We start from the raw sequence: 17,550 nt of genomic DNA on the forward strand, positions 1-17,550 counted from the left end.
AGACAAAAGCAGCAAGCCAACGAGCTACTAAAAAGTGAAGAAGGAATTGCTAAAAGAAAGAAACGGTGCTTTGATGTCGAACCGGTCTTTGGCAACATCAAAAATAACCACGGCTTCCGCCGGTTTATGCTCCGCGGCAAGCAAAAGGTCGAAATCGAATGGGGACTGATCGCATTAGCCCAGAATCTAAGGAAAAGAGCAGCTTAGGAGCGCCCGTTTCTTGCTTTTTAAGCCGAAAACAGCCGATTAGCTTTGAATGGATCGATATCGCGTTTCAATTTCCACTCAGTTTAAAGCAAATGGACGAGGGTGCCTCGGCTAAAACTGAGACACCCTCTTCAAACGTTCCTTCGTCTTATTCTTCTCCTTGCAAATTCTCAATATCACGAAGATCTTGCGGCCTGCCTAGCGTTTTTTTGTTTTCAAGAAGCTCCCGAAGCCCAATGAAATTGACAGGAACACCGCGTACTTGGAGAATTTCTCGGTTGGAGTAGCATTCTTCAAATGTTACTCCAACCGTCATGGTCATAATATCAATATAATGATCATACTTGCTAAACGCCAAATAATTAGGCACCTTGGTAAAATCAGACTCTTCAAATTCGTCATTTGTATAGCCATATCGGAATAACGCTTTCACCAAACGCTTGGCATTATCCAATGTCGAATTAACAAAAATGTCAATATCTCCTGTCGTGCGAATAAATCCGTGAGCGATTACCGCATGTCCGCCCAAAATGACATATTCAACCTTTTCCTCGTTTAATAGGCTGATCAGATTTAAGTATTCTGGTTCCATAGCCCAGCGGCTTGTTTTTCGGATTCGCGTAATATATTTCCTTTGCTGAGCGCATTAGCTTCAAAGCAGCTTCCAAACGTTCCTCCGGCGTTTTAGACCACCAATATTCTTTGTCATAACCTGGAAGATCTTCAATTTTTGATGTTTTGATAATCTTGTCCATAGTTCGCGAAGCTTAATCTCTCTCAAGATGACAAATCAATCCCTAAACAACCCTCACCAAATGATTCTTCTTCCCCTTCGAAATCAGCAAAAATCTGTCCTGCAACAATGAAAATTCACTCAAAGTCTGCGCTTCGGAAGTAACTTTCACCTTATTCACACTCACTGCATTCTGCTGAATTGCTCTCCTGGCTTCGCCTTTTGAAGGGTAGATTTCGGCTTTGGTAACTGTCGAAATCAGGTCCAGGATATTAGCTGTTCCATTCCATTCTTCTCGGGTAATTTCGGTTTGCGGTACACCGTTGAAAATCGTGTCAAACTCATCGACTTCAATGCATTGCAAAGTTTCCAGCGTGGCTTTCCCGAACAGTACTTCCGAAGCTTTGATCACAGTCTGATACGCCTTTTCGGAATGAATGCGGATTGTCAGCTCGGCGGCGAGTGCTTTTTGCATGATGCGCAAATGCGGCTCGGCGGCGTGGCTTGTTTCCAGCGCTTCGATTTCTTCGCGACCTTTTAATGAAAAAACGCGCAGGTACCTCGGCAAATCTTCGTCAGCCTGGTTTAGCCAAAACTGGTAGAATTCGTAAGGAGACGTTTTTTCAGGATCCAACCAGATATTCCCGCCCTCACTTTTTCCGAATTTCGAACCGTCGGACTTTGTCAAAAGTGGCGTTGTGAGTGCGTAGGCTTTGAAGTAACCTTCTTCGTCACCTTCTTTTCTGCGGATGATCTCAGTGCCGGTCGTGATATTGCCCCACTGATCAGAGCCGCCCATTTGCAGGCGCACGTTTTTGTTTTTGTATAAATGGTAAAAATCGTAACCCTGTAAAAGCTGGTACGAAAACTCTGTGAAAGATATCCCGGTTTCCAGACGCTTTTTTACAGAATCTTTGGACATCATATAATTGATACTCAGAAACTTACCTGCTTCACGCAAGAACTGTAAAAAGCCGATTTCTTTAAACCAATCATAATTATTGACCATTTCAGCCGAGTTCTCACCGCAGTCGAAATCGAGGAATTGCTCCAACTGTTTTTTTATACCTTCCTGGTTGAAACGCAAAGTATCTTCATCCAGAAACGAACGCTCGGCAGCTTTGAATGAAGGATCACCGATCATTCCCGTGGCACCACCCACCAATGCAAAAGGCTTGTGGCCAGCGCGTTGGAAATGCACGAGCAACATAATCGTGGCCAAATTACCGATATGGAGAGAGGAAGCCGTGGGATCGAAACCAATGTAGCCGGAAGTCATTTCCTTTTTCAGTTGTTCCTGTGTGCCCGGCATCACGTCGTGCAGCATTCCGCGCCAGCGCAGTTCCTCTATAAAATCTATTTCCATTGTGAGATTAAAAACTTTTTCGGATCGAACCGCAAAGGTAAAAGTTATCGTCTTGAAAAATTGGTCAGCGGCAAGGTTTTGACCATACGAGGCTCATTTTTACTTAAATTAGTATTCAGAAAAGAATTTTCTGCACCATTAATATTTTATATCGATGTATTTAAAACTCACACTATCAGTGCTCTTGCTACTTTTTGCATTTACATTCCAGGGATTTGCACAAACCACCTATTGTAATCCGATGGACATCGATTACAAATACAACTTCGAGCAGCTCAACAAAAATATCAGTTACCGCTCTGGTGCAGATCCGGTGATTATCAACCACAAAGGTGAATATTTCCTATTTGTCACAATTTCAGGCGGGTACTGGCATTCGAAAAATATGCTGAACTGGAAGTACCTGACAGCCAACCGTTGGCCTTTTGAAGATATGTGCGCGCCTGCCGCTGTTTCAGTGCGGGATACTTTGTTTTTGTTTCAATCAACATTCGAGTCGCGACCGATTTTGTATTCCGTGGCGCCGGAAAAAGGCATTTGGGAGTTTTACAACCGCTGGACGCCGCGGCTGCCGAAAGATATCGGCCCCTGGGACCCGGCGCTTTTTCATGATCCGGACACCGACAAATGGTATATGTACTGGGGCTCGTCGAATGTGTACCCGATTTTCGGTTCGGAGCTGGATTATGCCAAAAGGCTGGCATTCAAAGGCGATTACAAAGCAATGTTTTGGTTAAATCAATATGAACATGGCTGGGAGCGTTTCGGCCCCAACCATTCGGATCCATTCAAACCATTCACCGAAGGTGCGTGGATGACAAAGCACAAGGGTAAATACTACCTGCAATACGGCGCGCCGGGCACGGAATACAATGTGTATGCAAATGGTACTTACGTAGGCGACGACCCGCTCGGTCCATTTACTTACGCGCCTTACAACCCCGTTTCCTACAAGCCTGGCGGCTTCGCAACGGGCGCTGGTCACGGGAATACATTTCAGGATAATTATGGAAATTATTGGAATACGGGCACAACCTGGATCGGGCTGAACTGGGGAATGGAGCGGCGGATTGTCATGTACCCGGCCGGCTTTGACAAAGACGGACAAATGTTCGCCAACACGAGATTCGGCGATTTCCCGCACAAAATGACGACCAAAACCTGGACCGGCAAAGGCGACGAACAGTTTACGGGCTGGATGCTTTTGTCCTATAAAAAGCCTGTAACTGCCTCATCTACGCTCGACTCGATGGCCGCCGCCAAAATCTCCGACGAAAACCCACGCACATTCTGGGCAGCAAAACAGAACAAGCCAGGCGAAACTTTGACCGTTGATTTGGAAAAAGAGCATGAAGTAAAAGCTGTGCAGGTCAATTACACGGACTACAAATCCGACATTTTTGACAACAACCCTGAAAAAGTTTACACACAATTTAAAATCCTTACCTCAAAAGACGGAAAAAAATGGGAGCCAGCCGCCGATATTTCCAACGAACCGAAGCGCGACCGACCAGTGGCTTACATTGAGCTGACAAAACCTACGAAAGCAAGATATGTACGCTACGAGCACATTTATGTAGCCTCACCCATTCTGGCGGTCAGTGAATTTCGGGTTTTTGGAAATGGCTCAGGTAAAGCGCCTGCAACTCCAAAAAGCTTTACCGCTGTCCGCCAGAAAGACGCAAGGAATGTGGATCTGAAATGGGAAAAAGTGCCGGGCGCAATCGGGTATAATGTACTTTGGGGCATTGCGCCGGACAAGCTTTACCAGACTTACCAGTTCTGGCACGACGAGCCGAATGCGTTTGAATTGCGCGCATTGAATGTTGGTGTTCCATATCATTTCCGGATTGAAGCTTTTAATGAGAATGGGGTTTCGGAGGTGAGTGAAGTGGTTGGGATTAAGTAAAGGTATCTTTCGTTACTTTCACAAAAATTATTTTAAAAACTCTTGTAGAGTAAACCACAAAAACATAACTTTGAATGAAGAAATTTTCTTCAATCCCGGAAGCATTTGATTGGTGGCTAAAAAACATTTACCCGACCTTACCAGCAGATGTTAAAAAGGGAAAACCTGTTTCTGCCTGGCGAGATTATACGCATGGAGGCGGCGTTTCAGAAAAGAGAATGAAGGAAATATTAATTGAATTCGGTCGATTCAAGATCGAGACAATTATTACTTACGAGCCGTAAACCGGCTTTTTATTTGATCTATATTTGTAGAGTATTCTACATAAAATTTTTCACTTAAACACTTTCAAAAACTATGAACACACTTAAAACCGAATTGGCAAACCAAGCCTTGATCAAGAAGAATGAAATCATTGATGAGTTTTTTGCAACCGACCACGTGAGCGAAATAGTGGAATCAATGCATTACATGGTTGAAAGTTTTCTATTCAGTACGAACCTGGAAAATATTACTCCTGAAATGCGCGTACATATTGTGAACCAGTTGAGAGTCGCTACCATGCTGACGAAGCTTGGAAGTTAGGGCACAGAAAAAGCCGCGCAATAGAGATACGCGGCTTTTTGATCTATTTGAAATGAAGCCTAAGCTGCGATGTAACTCAACATCTTAGTAACATTGCTAAGACCTAGCTGGATTGTATCAACGGATTTAGTGCCGTGATAGTAACCAGCCAAATGCAATTCGTCATAAACATTCGCAAGTAGTCTCAACAGCTTTTTATCGTATTTCCTTATCCTGGCAATATAATCTTCAATGCTGGTTGGTTTCTTGAAATGGATGCCTTCTTTTTGCTTCAAGAATTCATCCAAAATAAGGAGTGCCGCAGAGTATGCTGTGCCTGATGCCATTTTAACATACTTCACATCGGCATACAATCCGTCTTTTTTGCCGGCTTTTTCGCTGAGAATTGTGCGTGCATTCTCCAAGTAGCGTTGCGCTTCCTGCGCTGCTGATCTTTGTTCGTGTGTTTTTGCTGACATGAGATAATCTAGTTTACGCTTCTTTAGACGGGAGTGAATAGATAAGTAACGCCAATCTGCGACAGTTTTTTAATTTACTCTTTTTGCATCGACTCAGCTTCTTCCGGCAAAAAAGTAATGTCTTCATAAATTGCAGCGACCGACAGCGAAAATCCCAAGTTGTCAAATGGGACCTCGTCTGCTGGATCAGCAAAAGTCTGGTAAGTCCAAATGTCATCCTCGTCGGAGCGGGTGAACAATTGCACGTAACATTCGTGTTGCGCAACCAGAAGATAATATTGTAGCGAGGCGATTTGCTTGTAGAGTTTTAGCTTGAATACCTGATCGTAGTTGGCAGAGCTGTCCGACAAGACCTCCACCAGAATGCTCGGATTACGCACAATGTAAGTGCTTTTGAAATCTTCGACAGAGCAGGTAACTATCGCATCGGGATAACAGTAAGTGAAATTTGGAATGCATTCCACTTTCACGTTTTCAGCAAATGTCTGACAGCCTCTTGGTTTGAAAATACCTTTTAAAAGCGTCCTGACGTTATCGACGATCCGATTGTGATTCAGCGTCGTGCCGGCCATAGCATATAATCTCCCGTCATAATATTCATGACGGACTTCACTTTCCTCTTCCAGTTTGAGGTATTCAGCTATGGTAAGTTTCGGCTCGGCCATTAGTGCAAATCCCATGTGTGTAAAGTGTTTTAAGTGATTTAACAATTTACACAAACACAATTTAACGATTCAAATCCGATTATCCTGCGGTGTGAAAAATGTGGTGCCGAATTGCATGATTAGCTGGCATAATTTTCATGTTTTCTAGGTCATGCCAGCACAACCTTTACTCCAATTTACCGGCAAAAGTATATACTGCTCCGTTGCCGATGTGCATATCGATCCGTGGATCCCCGTCGACCGCGCCATTATCACGCACGCGCACAGCGATCACGCGCGCTGGGGAAGCCGGCATTACCTTGCACACAAGGATAGTGAGCCGATTTTGCGTCTTCGTCTGGGGCAGGATATTGACCTGCAAACGATGGAATATGGGCAAAAATTCATGATCAATGGTGTTAAATTCTCGCTGCATCCGGCTGGGCATATCATCGGTTCAGCGCAGGTTCGGGTGGAATATAAAGGGGAAGTATGGGTGGCGAGCGGTGATTACAAGCTGGAAAATGATAATGTATGTACGCCTTTTGAGCCGGTAAAGTGTAATGTATTTATTACGGAATCTACCTTCGGGTTACCTATTTACAAATGGCAGCCGCAGCATGAAGTAATGACCGAAATCGATAACTGGTGGGCGCAGAACCGGGCGGAAGGAAAGGCCAGCGTGATCATGGGTTATTCTCTAGGTAAAATGCAGCGGATCTTGAAAAATATCCAGTTGCAGGATGGACCCATATATGCACACGGTGCTATTTATACTGTAAATGAAAGATTACGGGAAGCAGGTTTTGATCTGCCAGAACTAACTTTAGTAACCAAGGAAACAGACCGAAAACTCTTCAAGGGCGCATTGATCGTTGCGCCGCCTTCGGTGGATAGCAGCACGTGGATCAAGAAATTCGCGCCTTTTTCGCTGGGTTATTGCTCAGGTTGGATGGCGTTGCGAGGCGCGAAAAACCGCCGGGCTGTTGACCAGGGATTTGTGCTGAGCGACCACGTGGACTGGCCTGATTTAAATACGGCTGTTGCGGAAACGGGAGCCGAAAAAGTATACGTAACGCACGGATATACCAGCATTTACGCGCGCTGGCTCAATGAAAATGGGATTGAAGCAGCCGAGGTGCATACGATGTACGGCAATGAGGATGAAAGTGAAGAGGAGGAAACCGTGCAGGATGCGACAGCCGGAAAAGAATCCTACGAGCAGCACAAGCAGGAACTGGACGCAGAAGTGTCAAACAATGCAAGCGAAACAGAGCTATGAAACAGTTTGCAGATCTTTTCATGAACCTCGACCGCACGAATAAGACGAACGCGAAAGTCGATTTTCTCAAACAATATTTCCTCGAAGCTTCTGACGAAGACAAGCTCTGGGCACTGACCCTTTTCACTGGCCGCCGACCGTCTTTTAAGGTCAATCGCACGATGGTGAAAGAATGGGCTGCACAGGAGGCGAATGTGCCGATGTGGCTTTTTCAGGAAAGTTATCAAAGCGTAGGCGATTTAGGAGAAACCATTTCATTGCTTTTGCCAAGAACCGGAAGTACAGGTTCGGACAAAACGCTGACCGGCTGGTTTGAATACCTGGGCGAGTTGCCGGGTATGACAGATGAAGAAAAACACGCGCACATTGTCAATGCCTGGTCGCAGCTATCGCAACACGAAACTTTCGTTTTCAACAAGCTTTTGATGGGCAGTTTCCGCATCGGTGTCTCGCAAACTTTGGTTGTAAGGGCCTTAGCCGAGGCAACGGAAACGGATACCAATGTAATTGCGCACCGTGTAATGGGCCAGTGGGAGCCACAGAGTACGACTTTTGAAAAGTTAATTTTGGATAAAGGTGAAAATGACAACGCGTCACGACCTTATCCCTACTATCTCGCTTATCAAATCGAGGGCGATGTTTCAGACTTAGGTGATCCCAAAGACTGGTTTGCAGAATGGAAGTGGGACGGAATCAGGTCTCAAATTATTCACAGAAATAACGAGCTTTTCATCTGGACACGCGGCGAAGAACTTTCCACTGAAAAATTTCCTGAGCTGCATTTCCTGGCGAATGTTTTGCCAAATGGAACCGTGCTCGACGGTGAAATTGTGACCTATCAGGAAGGGAAACCAATGCCTTTCAATGTGCTGCAAACGCGAATTGGTCGAAAAAACCTCTCTAAAAAAGTGCTCGAAGAAGCACCTATCGCATTTTTAGGCTACGATATGCTGGAATCAAATGGCGTGGATATTCGAGGTTTGACCCAGGAGCAAAGGCGCGCTGAGCTGGAATTATTGCACAGCCAGGTTCCCGGACAAACTGTATTTTACCTCTCACCATTAATTGATTTCAAAGATTGGCAAGATCTGCGTGATTTGCATTCGAGTTCGCGAGAACAAAACGCGGAAGGTTTTATGATCAAACGAAAAGCGGGCACCTACCAGGTAGGCCGCAAAAAAGGCGATTGGTGGAAATGGAAGGTAGATCCGCTGAGTGTCGATGCAGTTTTAATATACGCCCAAAAGGGCTCCGGCCGCCGCGCAGAATTATTTACAGATTACACTTTTGCAGTTTGGGGTGAAGATGGGAAGCTGGTACCTTTTGCAAAAGCTTACTCGGGATTAACCGACCAGGAAATCGGGCAGGTTGATTATTTTATCAAAAGAAATGTTCTTGAAAAGTTCGGCCCGGTACGTACTGTTAAACCCGAGCTCGTTTTTGAAATTGGTTTTGAAGGAATCAACGAATCTACCAGGCATAAATCGGGCATTGCGGTTCGGTTTCCCAGGATTTTGAGATGGAGGAAAGATAAGAAGGCGGAGGAGGCAGATACTTTGGAAAACCTGAAAGGGATCTTAGAAATGTATAAATAGCTGGTCACCCAGTTCAAGTTTGCCTACTTTCTTTTTAATTGACATTTCGAAAAATGAAGTGATACTTGCGGAGCAGGCTAATTCTCCATTGGAGATAATTTTATACGCAGGCTGCGATAGCTTATCTTTTTCACCCGATGCCCATAAAATAATGTGTGTGTCCAGCAAATAGCGCATTTACATGTATTCTTTTAAATCGTCCAGCGGTTCATCAAAATCATCTGACATTCTGATTGTGCCTTTCATAGTGCCCAGCTCTCGATCTCTGCGAATGGAACTATGTTTTTCCTCAATGAAAGTAATCGAAACCTTTGCCCTATCCGTCACCGGCGGCTCCTCACTTAACGTTACCTGACCATTTTCAAAAACTCCTTCGATCGTCGTCCACATATTGGTATAGTTTTATTTTATTAGACAGAACGTTCATTTAGCTTGCTAAATTTAAACATTATTCAATAAGTACTGACAACAACCCGCACCTCTTGACCAAATCACGTGGACATATTATCGCTGAGCAATGGTTTAAGTCCAAAAACTGGAAATGGGCGGATTTTCAAAAGGAAGCGGCTGCTGCTTATTTGGAGGGAAAAAGTGGCTTAGTAAATGCGCCCACCGGGAGCGGGAAGACCTATTCACTTTGGGTACCGATCCTTATCCGGCACATCAATTCGCTGCCTGCCAAAGAGCCCAAAGCTAATCCGAAAGAACCGAAAGGTAAGTCAAAGGAAGCAAAGACAAAGCGGGGATTGCAGGTACTTTGGATTACACCATTGCGTGCGCTTTCCAAAGATTTGTTCCGGAATATGGAATTGGCTGCGCTTGAAATGAACCTGACCTGGCGCGTTGGAATGCGTACAGGCGATACCAATGCCAAAGATCGGAGCGACCAGAAGAAGCAGATGCCTGATGCTTTGATTATTACGCCGGAAAGTCTGCACATTTTATTTGCTCAAAAAAACAATTCAGAGCTGTTCAAAAACCTCCATACTGTGGTGGTAGACGAGTGGCATGAATTGATGGGCAGCAAACGCGGTACGCAAACAGAACTCGCGCTAGCCCGGTTAAGGAAAATGAACCCAAACTTGCAAACCTGGGGGATTTCGGCAACAATCGGTAATCTCAATGAAGCCAAGCAGGTGCTGCTCGGAATGCGTTTTCCGGAAGGAAATTCGGTGATTATCAAAGCGAATACGGACAAGAAGATTCTCGTAGAAAGTATTATCCCTGAACGCGTTGAGACTTTGCCGTGGTCGGGGTATATGGGGACGCGTTTGGTAGATCAGGTGGTTGAAATTGTAAACCAGAGCAGCACTACGCTGCTTTTCACCAACACCAGATCAGGTACCGAGATCTGGTACCGGACAATTATCGACAAATACCCGGAATTCGCAGGAATAATGGCATTGCACCATGCTTCACTGGACCGGGAGATACGCGATTGGGTGGAAGAAGCTTTGCACGATGAAAGACTGAAATTGGTGATCTGTACAGCCAGTCTGGATTTGGGTGTCGACTTTCGACCGGTGGATACAGTAATACAAGTTGGCAGCCCAAAAAGTATCGCGCGGTTTATCCAGCGGGCGGGACGGAGCGGCCACCGGCCGGGCGTGGATAGCAAGATCTATTTCTGTCCGACGAATGCATTGGAGCTGATAGAGGCGGTTTCGTTGCGTGAAGGTGTTGCCAAAAATATCCTCGAAGACCGCCCGCCTGTCGCTCACGCATTTGATGTATTGGCTCAATGGATGATGACGCTGGCAGTGGGTGAAGGGTTTGACGAAGCGGAATTATTTGAAGAAGTGCGCGACAGCTACGGTTACCAATACCTGAACCGCCAGGAATGGGAGTGGCTTTTGGGATATATTACCACCGGCAGCTCCTCACTTACAGTTTATGATGAATATAAAAAAGTAGAGCGTGTCGATGGGCGCTATATGGTTACCAGCCGGCGCATAGCATTGCGCCACCGGCTGAGTATGGGAACGATCGTTTCTGAAACAGGTATTAAAGTGAAACTGCAAAGCGGCAAATACCTGGGTACTGTGGAAGAATCTTTCGTGACGTGGATGAAACCCGGCGATGTCTTTACGTTTGCAGGTATGACCGTCGAGTTTATCAGGATCCACGAAATGACAGTTACCGTGAAAAAGGCCGAGGGTAAAAAAGGTTTCCTGGCCCGTTGGGCGGGTGGCAGAATGCCCCTTTCTTCGCAGTTATCAACATTTATACGGGAGCGACTTGCGGATGCGATTGAAAATCCATTCAAGGAGAAAGAGCTGGCGAAAATGCAGCCGCTACTGGAATTACAGGCTGAGCGGTCGATTATCCCAAAAACAGACGAGCTCCTGATCGAGCAATGCGAGACGCGGGAAGGCCACCACGTTTTTATTTTTCCATTCGAAGGCAGGCTCGTGCATGAAGGTATGTCGATCATCCTCGCCTACCGGATAAGCAAGCTCACTCCGATTACCTTTTCGGTTGCAATGAACGACTATGGTTTTGAGTTGCTTAGTGATCAGTATGTTGATTTTGAAAAGCTCTTAGCTGAAAATGATCTTTTCTCAACCAAACATCTCGTCGACGATATTTACCAGAGCGTAAATGCCACCGAGATGGCCAAACGAAAATTCAGGGAGATTGCAGCGATTTCCGGGTTGATGTTCCAGGGATACCCTGGAAAAAATGTCAAAACAAGACAATTGCAGGCTTCAAGTTCGTTGCTATTTACAGTGATGAGCAAATACGAAGACAATAACCTGCTGATCAAGCAAGCCTACCAGGAAGTTTTGACTTATCAGCTGGAAGAAGTGCGGATGCGGCAGGCGCTTGACCGGATCGCAACACAGAAGATCATTGTCAAAGAAACACCCAAACCCACACCATTTTCTTTTCCGATCATGGTGGATCGATTAAGAGAACAATTAACTTCGGAGAAGCTGGAAGACAGAGTCCAGAAAATGATCAAACAGTATAGTAATGCAGATTGAAATCAGAGGGGAACATTTTCAGTTATTAACACAAAAAGCCATTTTTTGGGAAGAGACGCAGACATTGTTGATCGGGGACCTGCATTTAGGTAAAATCACCCATTTCAGAAAAGAAGGGATTGCGCTGCCGCCTAATGCGATTGACAACAACTTTGCGAGACTGAATGAGCTTGTAAAAAACACCGGCGCTACGCGCATTATCTTCCTCGGCGATCTTTTTCACAGTCAATACAATGCAGAATGGGAGCTTTTCCGCGACTGGCGGCAGTCGCACCATTATATAGAAATGCTGATTGTGATCGGTAATCACGATATCCTGCCTGTAAGCTTGTTTTTAGAGGCTGACCTGGAAGTGCATCTAAACGATTATGAGGAAGGTGATTTCGTTTTTACACATCACCCCAAAACAGATGCTGTTAAAGATAAATTCGTATTTGCAGGACACGTGCATCCCGTTTTCACAACCTATGGGAAAGGCCGCCAGAGTGTTCGCCTGCCTTGTTTTGTAGTCGACAACCACCAGGCTATCCTTCCGAGTTTCGGCGTTTTTACCGGTGGGTATCAAATGGACCTGGCCTCCAACCGGAAGATATATATCACTACGGAAACAAAGGTTTTTTCGGTTTGTTAAAATCCGGGTATCATGCAAATACAAGTGTACCCTGACATTCCTTCGAAAGGCATTACCTGCAAACGGTATGGCTTTGAAGCGAGCGGAGATTCCCGTGATAACTACAATGCTTTATTTCAGGAATGTTCCGAGTATTTGCGGCAACTGATTTTTGAAGGAAAGTCAGGAAATTGCTATCTAATCCTCGTAAAAAACAGGCACGCAAATCTTTCCGAAAGGGATCTTGACAGAGAAAAGTACGTAAGCGCAGAAGTGAAGAGCGGCGATGCAATTGTGTTGGGATATTTGCTCTTGCTGACTCCTGAAAACTTTAACAAATACATTAGCCACATATTAAATACCCGTAATTGCTTCCTTATCTGCTCCGATCAGGATCTCTTGCAGGTTGATTTCTTGAAAATAATACTGCCTTATTACCAGGCAACTGACAATCCGCCCTCGATAAATTATCTGCAAGTGGTTCAGGAACAATGCCGCGCCGGACAAATTATTTTCAAGATCAGCGACGACGGAGATGACAACTACATTGCGGTAGACGCATTCGAAAAAGCCTGAAAACAAAAAGAGACTGCCAGTAAAGACAGCCTCTTTCCCACTATTTGTTCAACTTATTTTTATTCTACTACGCTCAACTTCACTGTATTCGTCTTGCGTTGTCTTGAAACCGGCATGCTCAGGGTGTTGATAAATACATCTCCCTTTTGCAATTCACCTTTTTCTACGAGGAATGTCTTGATATCCTCGATCAGATCGTCTGTGGAAACTCCCTGGTCGCGATCGTAATAATATACTTTGGTCCCCCAATACAATGCGAGCTGGTTCATCAATACTTTGTTGGAAGTAAAAATGATAAGGCTTGCTTTTGGACGGTGGTGTGAAAGGCGGAAAGAAGTGTAACCTGACCGCGTGATACCAATAATTGCGCTTGCTTGCGTATCACGGGCAAGGCGGCAGGCACTCATTACTACGTTGTCGTTCAGCTTGTAAGCCCCCGGACTTTCGTTTACAAATGCATGGTGTCTGAAATAAATGCTGTTTGTAGATGCTTCTACGCGCTCAATAGTGCGTGTCATGCTTTCAACGGCCAGGATCGGATATTTACCGGAAGCTGTTTCAGCACTTAGCATTACAGCATCAGCACCATCCAGAACCGAGTTCGCAACGTCGTTCAGCTCGGCACGTGTCGCACGCGGACTGTCGATCATACTTTCCAGCATTTGCGTAGCTACAATCACAGGCTTACCTGCTTTGTTACATTTATCGACGATCATTTTCTGGATCATCGGAACCTCTTCGGCAGGAAGCTCCACCCCCAGGTCACCGCGGGCAACCATGATTCCGTCAGTTGCTTCGATGATCTCGTCGATATTAACGATCGCCTCAGGCTTTTCAATTTTCGCGATCAAACGGGCTGTTTTGCCTTTGTTGGCGATGTATTCTTTTACTTTCAGGATCTCAGCCGCGGTACGTACGAAAGACAATGCGACCCATTCCACGTCATGTTCCAGACCGAAGTCAAGATCTTCGTAATCCTTGGTAGTTACCGAAGGCATTGAAACTCTTGTATTAGGCAGGTTAACCCCTTTTTTGGACTTCAGATAACCTCCGTAGATCACCTCAGTAACCACGTCTGAACCGTCAATACCTGTTACAAGCACTTCCAGTTTTCCATCATCCATTAAAATCCGGTCTCCGATTTTGACATCATTATACATTCCGTCGTAAGGCGTGCTCACCTTTTCGGCAGTACCTAATACTTCGGTATTGGATAGGATCAGCTTATTTCCCGGCTCGATCAGAACTCCATCTTTTTCGGCAACAAGACCAATACGAATTTTTGGCCCTTGCAAATCCTGCAATACCGCCAGATTCAGTCCATATTCTTCATTGATCTCCCGGATTGTGTTTAGTCTTGCAAGGTGGTCGGCGTGGGTACCGTGAGAAAAATTAAGACGAAATACATTTACTCCGGCTTTTGCGAGTGCATATAATGTTTCTTTTGTTTCTGAGGCCGGACCTACTGTTGCAACAATTCTGGTTTTTTTGGAAGACATAGGGGATTTTGCAGTAAGAAATGATTTTTATAAACAGTCCACGTCAATGACGACCTGGATGCTTTTCAAAGTTTTGTCGGTCAAAATGTCAATAACCTTTTCCTGTATAAATGACTTTGCCGCCTTAAAATTAATCTTTTCTCGTTCAAGTTTAATGAGAATGTCGAACAAAAACAGATTTCTTACTCTTTCAACGAGCGGCGGCTGAGGTCCTAAAACCCGGCTTAATCCCAGATTTTCGGCGAGCTTTGCAGCCAATACCTGCGCTGCCTTGTGGGCGGCCGCTTCATCCATGTGCTTCACAGTAACCTTGATAAGCCTCGTAAATGGCGGATAGTTGTATTTTTCACGCTCAATGATCTCCGACTCGTACATCCCGATATAATCATTTTGAACGATCCGGTCCAACAGCTTCTGACTGGGATTTGCAGTCTGGATCAGCACTTTACCTGGCTTATCTGCCCGCCTGCCGGCGCGGCCGCTCACTTGCGTCAACATTTGAAATGCACGTTCGGAAGCGCGGAATTCTGGAAAATGGATAATGCGATCGGCATCGAAAATGCCAACTACACTTACATTATCGAAGTCAAGCCCCTTGCTCACCATCTGAGTTCCGACCAGGATATCAATCCCGCCTTCTTCAAATTCCTGTATAATCTGCTGGTATGCATTCTTCGCGCGGGTAGTATCCAGGTCCATTCGCTGCACGCGCGCTTCGGGGAACATCAGGTTAATTTCCTCCTCAATCTTTTCGGTACCATAACCCATTGTTTTCACCTTCGTTGAGCCGCAGTTGGGACAAGTTCGGGGTACTTCTTCTTTGTGCCCGCAATAATGGCATCGCAACTCCTTGGCTTTCATGTGGTAAGTCAGACTTACATCACAATTCGCACATTCAGAGATCCAGTTGCATTCCTCGCATTGCATATAAGGCGAGTACCCGCGCCGGTTTTGAAAAAGGATGGTTTGTTCCTTGTGATTCAAATTATGTTGCAGCTGATCGATCAGGACAGATGAAAACTCGTTTTTCATCTTTTTCATCTTCTTTTCCTTCTTGATATCGATCAGCTCAAAGGTCGGCAAAGCTGCATTTCCAAACCGCTGCTTCATTTCCACTAACCCGTACCGGCCGCTTTTGGCATGATAATAGCTTTCTAACGAGGGCGTTGCGGAACCTAGCAGCGTTTTGCCTTTGTGCATATAAGACATAATCACGGCTACATCCCGTGCATTGTAACGCGGCGCAGGATCGTGTTGCTTGTAGGATGATTCATGCTCTTCATCCACGATAATTAATCCGAGATTATCAAATGGGAGAAATATCGCCGAGCGCACGCCGACCACAAACTGGAATTTTCCATCCAGAATACCTTTCCAGACTTCCACGCGCTCATTGTCAGAAAATTTGGAGTGGTAAATGCCCATTACATCGCCAAAAACCTTCCGCAGCCTGACTACAATCTGCGTGGTCAATGCAATTTCGGGTAAAAGGAACAGTACCTGCGAGCCACCTTCCAGCACCTGGCGGATCAGGTCAATGTACACTTCTGTTTTTCCACTCCCCGTAATGCCGTGGAGCAGCACTACCTCTTTGGTCTTGAAATGCTCCTGAATCTGCTCGGCGGCTACTTTCTGGGTTTCCGTCAGGGAAATGTTGACTGTATTACCAGCCGGAATATCGCCAAACCGTGAGATGAAAATTTCAAATTGTTCAAAGATGCCTCGCTTAATCAATGTGTTCAGAGAAGAGACCGAAATACTTTCATCGCCGCCGAAAACGGATTTGTCCAGCCCTTTCTGGTTCAGGTCAGGATTGTTATAAACGGGAATGTGGCTAAGGTATCGGAGTAAAATCTCCTGCTGCTTCGGGCTTTTTTCCAGCGAAGCCGCGAGCCCTGAAAGTGCCTCATTGCTCAGATACGCATTCGTCAGCCTGATCTTCTTCACAACTTTCGGCTTGTAGCGCTCTTTTACTTCTTCGTAAAGGATCACGGCGCGCTTGCCGACGAGCGATTTAATAATGGCAGTAATATTTGACTTCTGCAAAAGCCGCTCTACTTCCTCGTATGATAGTGTCTGATGTTTTTTTATTTCTTCAACAACCAACAATTCCTGCTCTGTAAGCAAATCTTCGTAGTCAAATTCAGGATTAAGCTGAATGCGCGACTGACTCGTGATTTTCAACCCGGCCGGCAAAGCCACATTAAGTACCTCACCGATGTTGCACAGGTAATATTCCGCCACCCATTTGAACAGTTCAAGCTGGTGATTGGTAATAATTGGCTGCTCATCGAGCAGTTCGAGAATGTATTTGGCCTGGTATTTGGCAGGAGGTGTACTGTGTATATGGGCGATTACTGCGGTGATGACCCTCTTTTTTCCAAACTGGACAATCACCCTCGCCCCTACTTTGACCAACCCCGCCAGTTCCCGAGGTACCCGGTATGTAAAAAGAGCAGGTACCGGCACCGGCAAAATCAAATCAGTAAAAAGGGTGGTTTCTTCCTCAAAAAAGGAGGTCATACTTTGCAAAGGAAAAATGGAGGCTAATAAATCCGCTTCTTCTGGGATGCTGCCGCGTATCAAATATTGCCAGCAGCTGAATATGCGTATCTGTAGCTTTGTAAATCAGAAGATTGTGTTTTGTAATTACAGCTTCCCGAATTTGCCTCTTTTCGGAAACTATTCGAAAGATCTCGGGATGTTGCGCGGCTATGTTGATAATCTTTTCTGTTCTTTTAACAAATGTCCTGATCACCTGTTCGCCCCTGTCTTCTTCAAGATATGCTATTACGTTTTGGAAGTTATCAAGGGCTCGTGCAGACCAAATGATTTTTAAAGCCATTTTGCAAACGTCTCACGCGCTTTCTCGTGTGAAACCCCCTCTCCTCTTTCAATCTGCCTCAGCGACTCTTCTACATCCTGAATAACTTTTTCGGGAAGATCAGACCATTCATTTTCATGATCAAACTGTCGAAATATGGATTTGACAGCGTCAATTACGTTTTCATCTTCTGTATCCAGAAGTCTTTTCGCCAATTCGATTTTATCAGTTTGTATGTCCATAATTCAAATTTACAATTTTGTGATCAAGAAAGA

General features: G+C 45.2%; 20 protein-coding genes. 9 read left to right on the forward strand and 11 right to left on the reverse strand.

Going from position 1 to position 17,550, the window contains the following annotated elements; genetic code table 11:
* Nucleotides 1–207: transposase (locus tag Q369_RS27685; RefSeq protein ID WP_035333420.1), on the forward strand; the 207-nt coding region annotated here is incomplete at its 5' end.
* Nucleotides 208–355: 148 nt separating this feature from the next.
* Here the strand turns inward: Q369_RS27685 and Q369_RS0112600 are convergent.
* From Q369_RS0112600 to tyrS, 3 genes are read right to left on the reverse strand one after another with little or no spacing between them, the layout of a single operon-like run.
* Nucleotides 356–799 carry a DUF6036 family nucleotidyltransferase gene (locus tag Q369_RS0112600; RefSeq protein ID WP_031528166.1) on the reverse strand — a complete coding sequence of 148 codons (444 nt, stop codon included), beginning with the start codon at nucleotides 797–799 and terminating at the stop codon, nucleotides 356–358.
* Nucleotides 747–962 (reverse strand): hypothetical protein, encoded by a 216-nt coding sequence (locus Q369_RS0112605; protein ID WP_031528167.1) that lies wholly within the window; start codon nucleotides 960–962, stop codon nucleotides 747–749. Before Q369_RS0112605 ends, Q369_RS0112600 begins: the two co-directional genes overlap by 53 nt.
* Before the next feature lie 42 nt (nucleotides 963–1,004).
* Nucleotides 1,005–2,300, reverse strand: coding sequence for a tyrosine--tRNA ligase (tyrS, locus tag Q369_RS0112610; RefSeq protein ID WP_031528168.1), 1,296 nt, complete (start codon nucleotides 2,298–2,300; stop codon nucleotides 1,005–1,007).
* Between the two features lie 160 nt (nucleotides 2,301–2,460).
* Here tyrS and Q369_RS0112615 point away from each other — a divergent pair, with 160 nt between their 5' ends.
* From Q369_RS0112615 to Q369_RS0112625, 3 genes are all read left to right on the forward strand, one after another.
* Nucleotides 2,461–4,215, forward strand: a complete 1,755-nt coding sequence (locus tag Q369_RS0112615; RefSeq protein WP_031528169.1) for a discoidin domain-containing protein — start codon at nucleotides 2,461–2,463, stop codon at nucleotides 4,213–4,215.
* Nucleotides 4,216–4,289: 74 nt separating this feature from the next.
* Entirely contained in the window at nucleotides 4,290–4,499 is a 210-nt protein-coding gene (locus Q369_RS0112620; protein WP_031528170.1) for a hypothetical protein, read from the forward strand.
* A gap of 73 nt (nucleotides 4,500–4,572) precedes the next feature.
* On the forward strand, nucleotides 4,573–4,800 hold the full coding sequence (locus Q369_RS0112625; RefSeq protein ID WP_051664053.1) for a hypothetical protein: 228 nt from the start codon (nucleotides 4,573–4,575) through the stop codon (nucleotides 4,798–4,800).
* Nucleotides 4,801–4,859: 59 nt separating this feature from the next.
* On the opposite strand, the gene Q369_RS0112630 is transcribed toward Q369_RS0112625, so the two are convergent.
* A complete protein-coding gene (locus Q369_RS0112630; RefSeq protein ID WP_031528172.1) occupies nucleotides 4,860–5,258 on the reverse strand; it encodes a DUF5618 family protein in 399 nt (132 codons plus the stop codon).
* Nucleotides 5,259–5,332: 74 nt separating this feature from the next.
* Nucleotides 5,333–5,938 (reverse strand): Uma2 family endonuclease, encoded by a 606-nt coding sequence (locus tag Q369_RS0112635; RefSeq protein WP_084165740.1) that lies wholly within the window; start codon nucleotides 5,936–5,938, stop codon nucleotides 5,333–5,335.
* Between the two features lie 136 nt (nucleotides 5,939–6,074).
* On the opposite strand from Q369_RS0112635, the gene Q369_RS0112640 reads away from it, so the two are divergent.
* Together Q369_RS0112640 and Q369_RS0112645 are read left to right on the forward strand one after the other, a co-directional pair.
* Nucleotides 6,075–7,184: a ligase-associated DNA damage response exonuclease gene (locus Q369_RS0112640; protein WP_031528174.1), complete on the forward strand. Its 1,110-nt coding sequence runs from the start codon at nucleotides 6,075–6,077 to the stop codon at nucleotides 7,182–7,184.
* The gene (locus Q369_RS0112645; protein WP_031528175.1) at nucleotides 7,181–8,779 is read left to right on the forward strand and encodes an ATP-dependent DNA ligase; all 1,599 of its coding nucleotides are present in this window, start codon (nucleotides 7,181–7,183) and stop codon (nucleotides 8,777–8,779) included. Before Q369_RS0112640 ends, Q369_RS0112645 begins: the two co-directional genes overlap by 4 nt.
* On the opposite strand, the gene Q369_RS0112650 is transcribed toward Q369_RS0112645, so the two are convergent.
* Nucleotides 8,762–8,956 carry a type II toxin-antitoxin system VapC family toxin gene (locus Q369_RS0112650; protein WP_035333421.1) on the reverse strand — a complete coding sequence of 65 codons (195 nt, stop codon included), beginning with the start codon at nucleotides 8,954–8,956 and terminating at the stop codon, nucleotides 8,762–8,764. The genes Q369_RS0112645 and Q369_RS0112650 overlap by 18 nt on opposite strands.
* On the reverse strand, nucleotides 8,957–9,169 hold the full coding sequence (locus Q369_RS0112655) for a DUF2281 domain-containing protein (protein WP_031528177.1): 213 nt from the start codon (nucleotides 9,167–9,169) through the stop codon (nucleotides 8,957–8,959).
* A gap of 92 nt (nucleotides 9,170–9,261) precedes the next feature.
* Between Q369_RS0112655 and Q369_RS0112660 the strand changes: the two genes are divergently transcribed.
* Genes Q369_RS0112660 through Q369_RS0112670 form a run of 3 tightly spaced genes read left to right on the forward strand, consistent with a single transcriptional unit; the run spans nucleotide 9,262 to nucleotide 12,952 of the window.
* Nucleotides 9,262–11,766, forward strand: coding sequence for a ligase-associated DNA damage response DEXH box helicase (locus Q369_RS0112660; protein WP_031528178.1), 2,505 nt, complete (start codon nucleotides 9,262–9,264; stop codon nucleotides 11,764–11,766).
* Nucleotides 11,756–12,397 carry a ligase-associated DNA damage response endonuclease PdeM gene (pdeM, locus tag Q369_RS0112665; protein WP_035333423.1) on the forward strand — a complete coding sequence of 214 codons (642 nt, stop codon included), beginning with the start codon at nucleotides 11,756–11,758 and terminating at the stop codon, nucleotides 12,395–12,397. The genes Q369_RS0112660 and pdeM overlap by 11 nt, the downstream gene beginning before the upstream one ends.
* 12 nt (nucleotides 12,398–12,409) lie before the next feature.
* The gene (locus tag Q369_RS0112670) at nucleotides 12,410–12,952 is read left to right on the forward strand and encodes a hypothetical protein (RefSeq protein ID WP_031528180.1); all 543 of its coding nucleotides are present in this window, start codon (nucleotides 12,410–12,412) and stop codon (nucleotides 12,950–12,952) included.
* 59 nt (nucleotides 12,953–13,011) lie between these two features.
* On the opposite strand, the gene pyk is transcribed toward Q369_RS0112670, so the two are convergent.
* The 4 genes from pyk to Q369_RS0112690 are packed head-to-tail and all read right to left on the reverse strand — an operon-like array spanning nucleotide 13,012 to nucleotide 17,517.
* Nucleotides 13,012–14,451 carry a pyruvate kinase gene (gene pyk / locus Q369_RS0112675; RefSeq protein ID WP_031528181.1) on the reverse strand — a complete coding sequence of 480 codons (1,440 nt, stop codon included), beginning with the start codon at nucleotides 14,449–14,451 and terminating at the stop codon, nucleotides 13,012–13,014.
* 27 nt (nucleotides 14,452–14,478) lie between these two features.
* Nucleotides 14,479–16,974 carry a replication restart helicase PriA gene (priA, locus tag Q369_RS0112680; protein ID WP_031528182.1) on the reverse strand — a complete coding sequence of 832 codons (2,496 nt, stop codon included), beginning with the start codon at nucleotides 16,972–16,974 and terminating at the stop codon, nucleotides 14,479–14,481.
* On the reverse strand, nucleotides 16,958–17,296 hold the full coding sequence (locus Q369_RS0112685; protein ID WP_031528183.1) for a type II toxin-antitoxin system RelE/ParE family toxin: 339 nt from the start codon (nucleotides 17,294–17,296) through the stop codon (nucleotides 16,958–16,960). The genes priA and Q369_RS0112685 overlap by 17 nt, the downstream gene beginning before the upstream one ends.
* Nucleotides 17,287–17,517 carry a hypothetical protein gene (locus Q369_RS0112690; RefSeq protein ID WP_031528184.1) on the reverse strand — a complete coding sequence of 77 codons (231 nt, stop codon included), beginning with the start codon at nucleotides 17,515–17,517 and terminating at the stop codon, nucleotides 17,287–17,289. The genes Q369_RS0112685 and Q369_RS0112690 overlap by 10 nt, the downstream gene beginning before the upstream one ends.
* Nucleotides 17,518–17,550 lie beyond the last annotated feature (33 nt).

This window comes from Dyadobacter crusticola DSM 16708, assembly GCF_000701505.1.
Lineage (GTDB): Bacteria > Bacteroidota > Bacteroidia > Cytophagales > Spirosomataceae > Dyadobacter > Dyadobacter crusticola.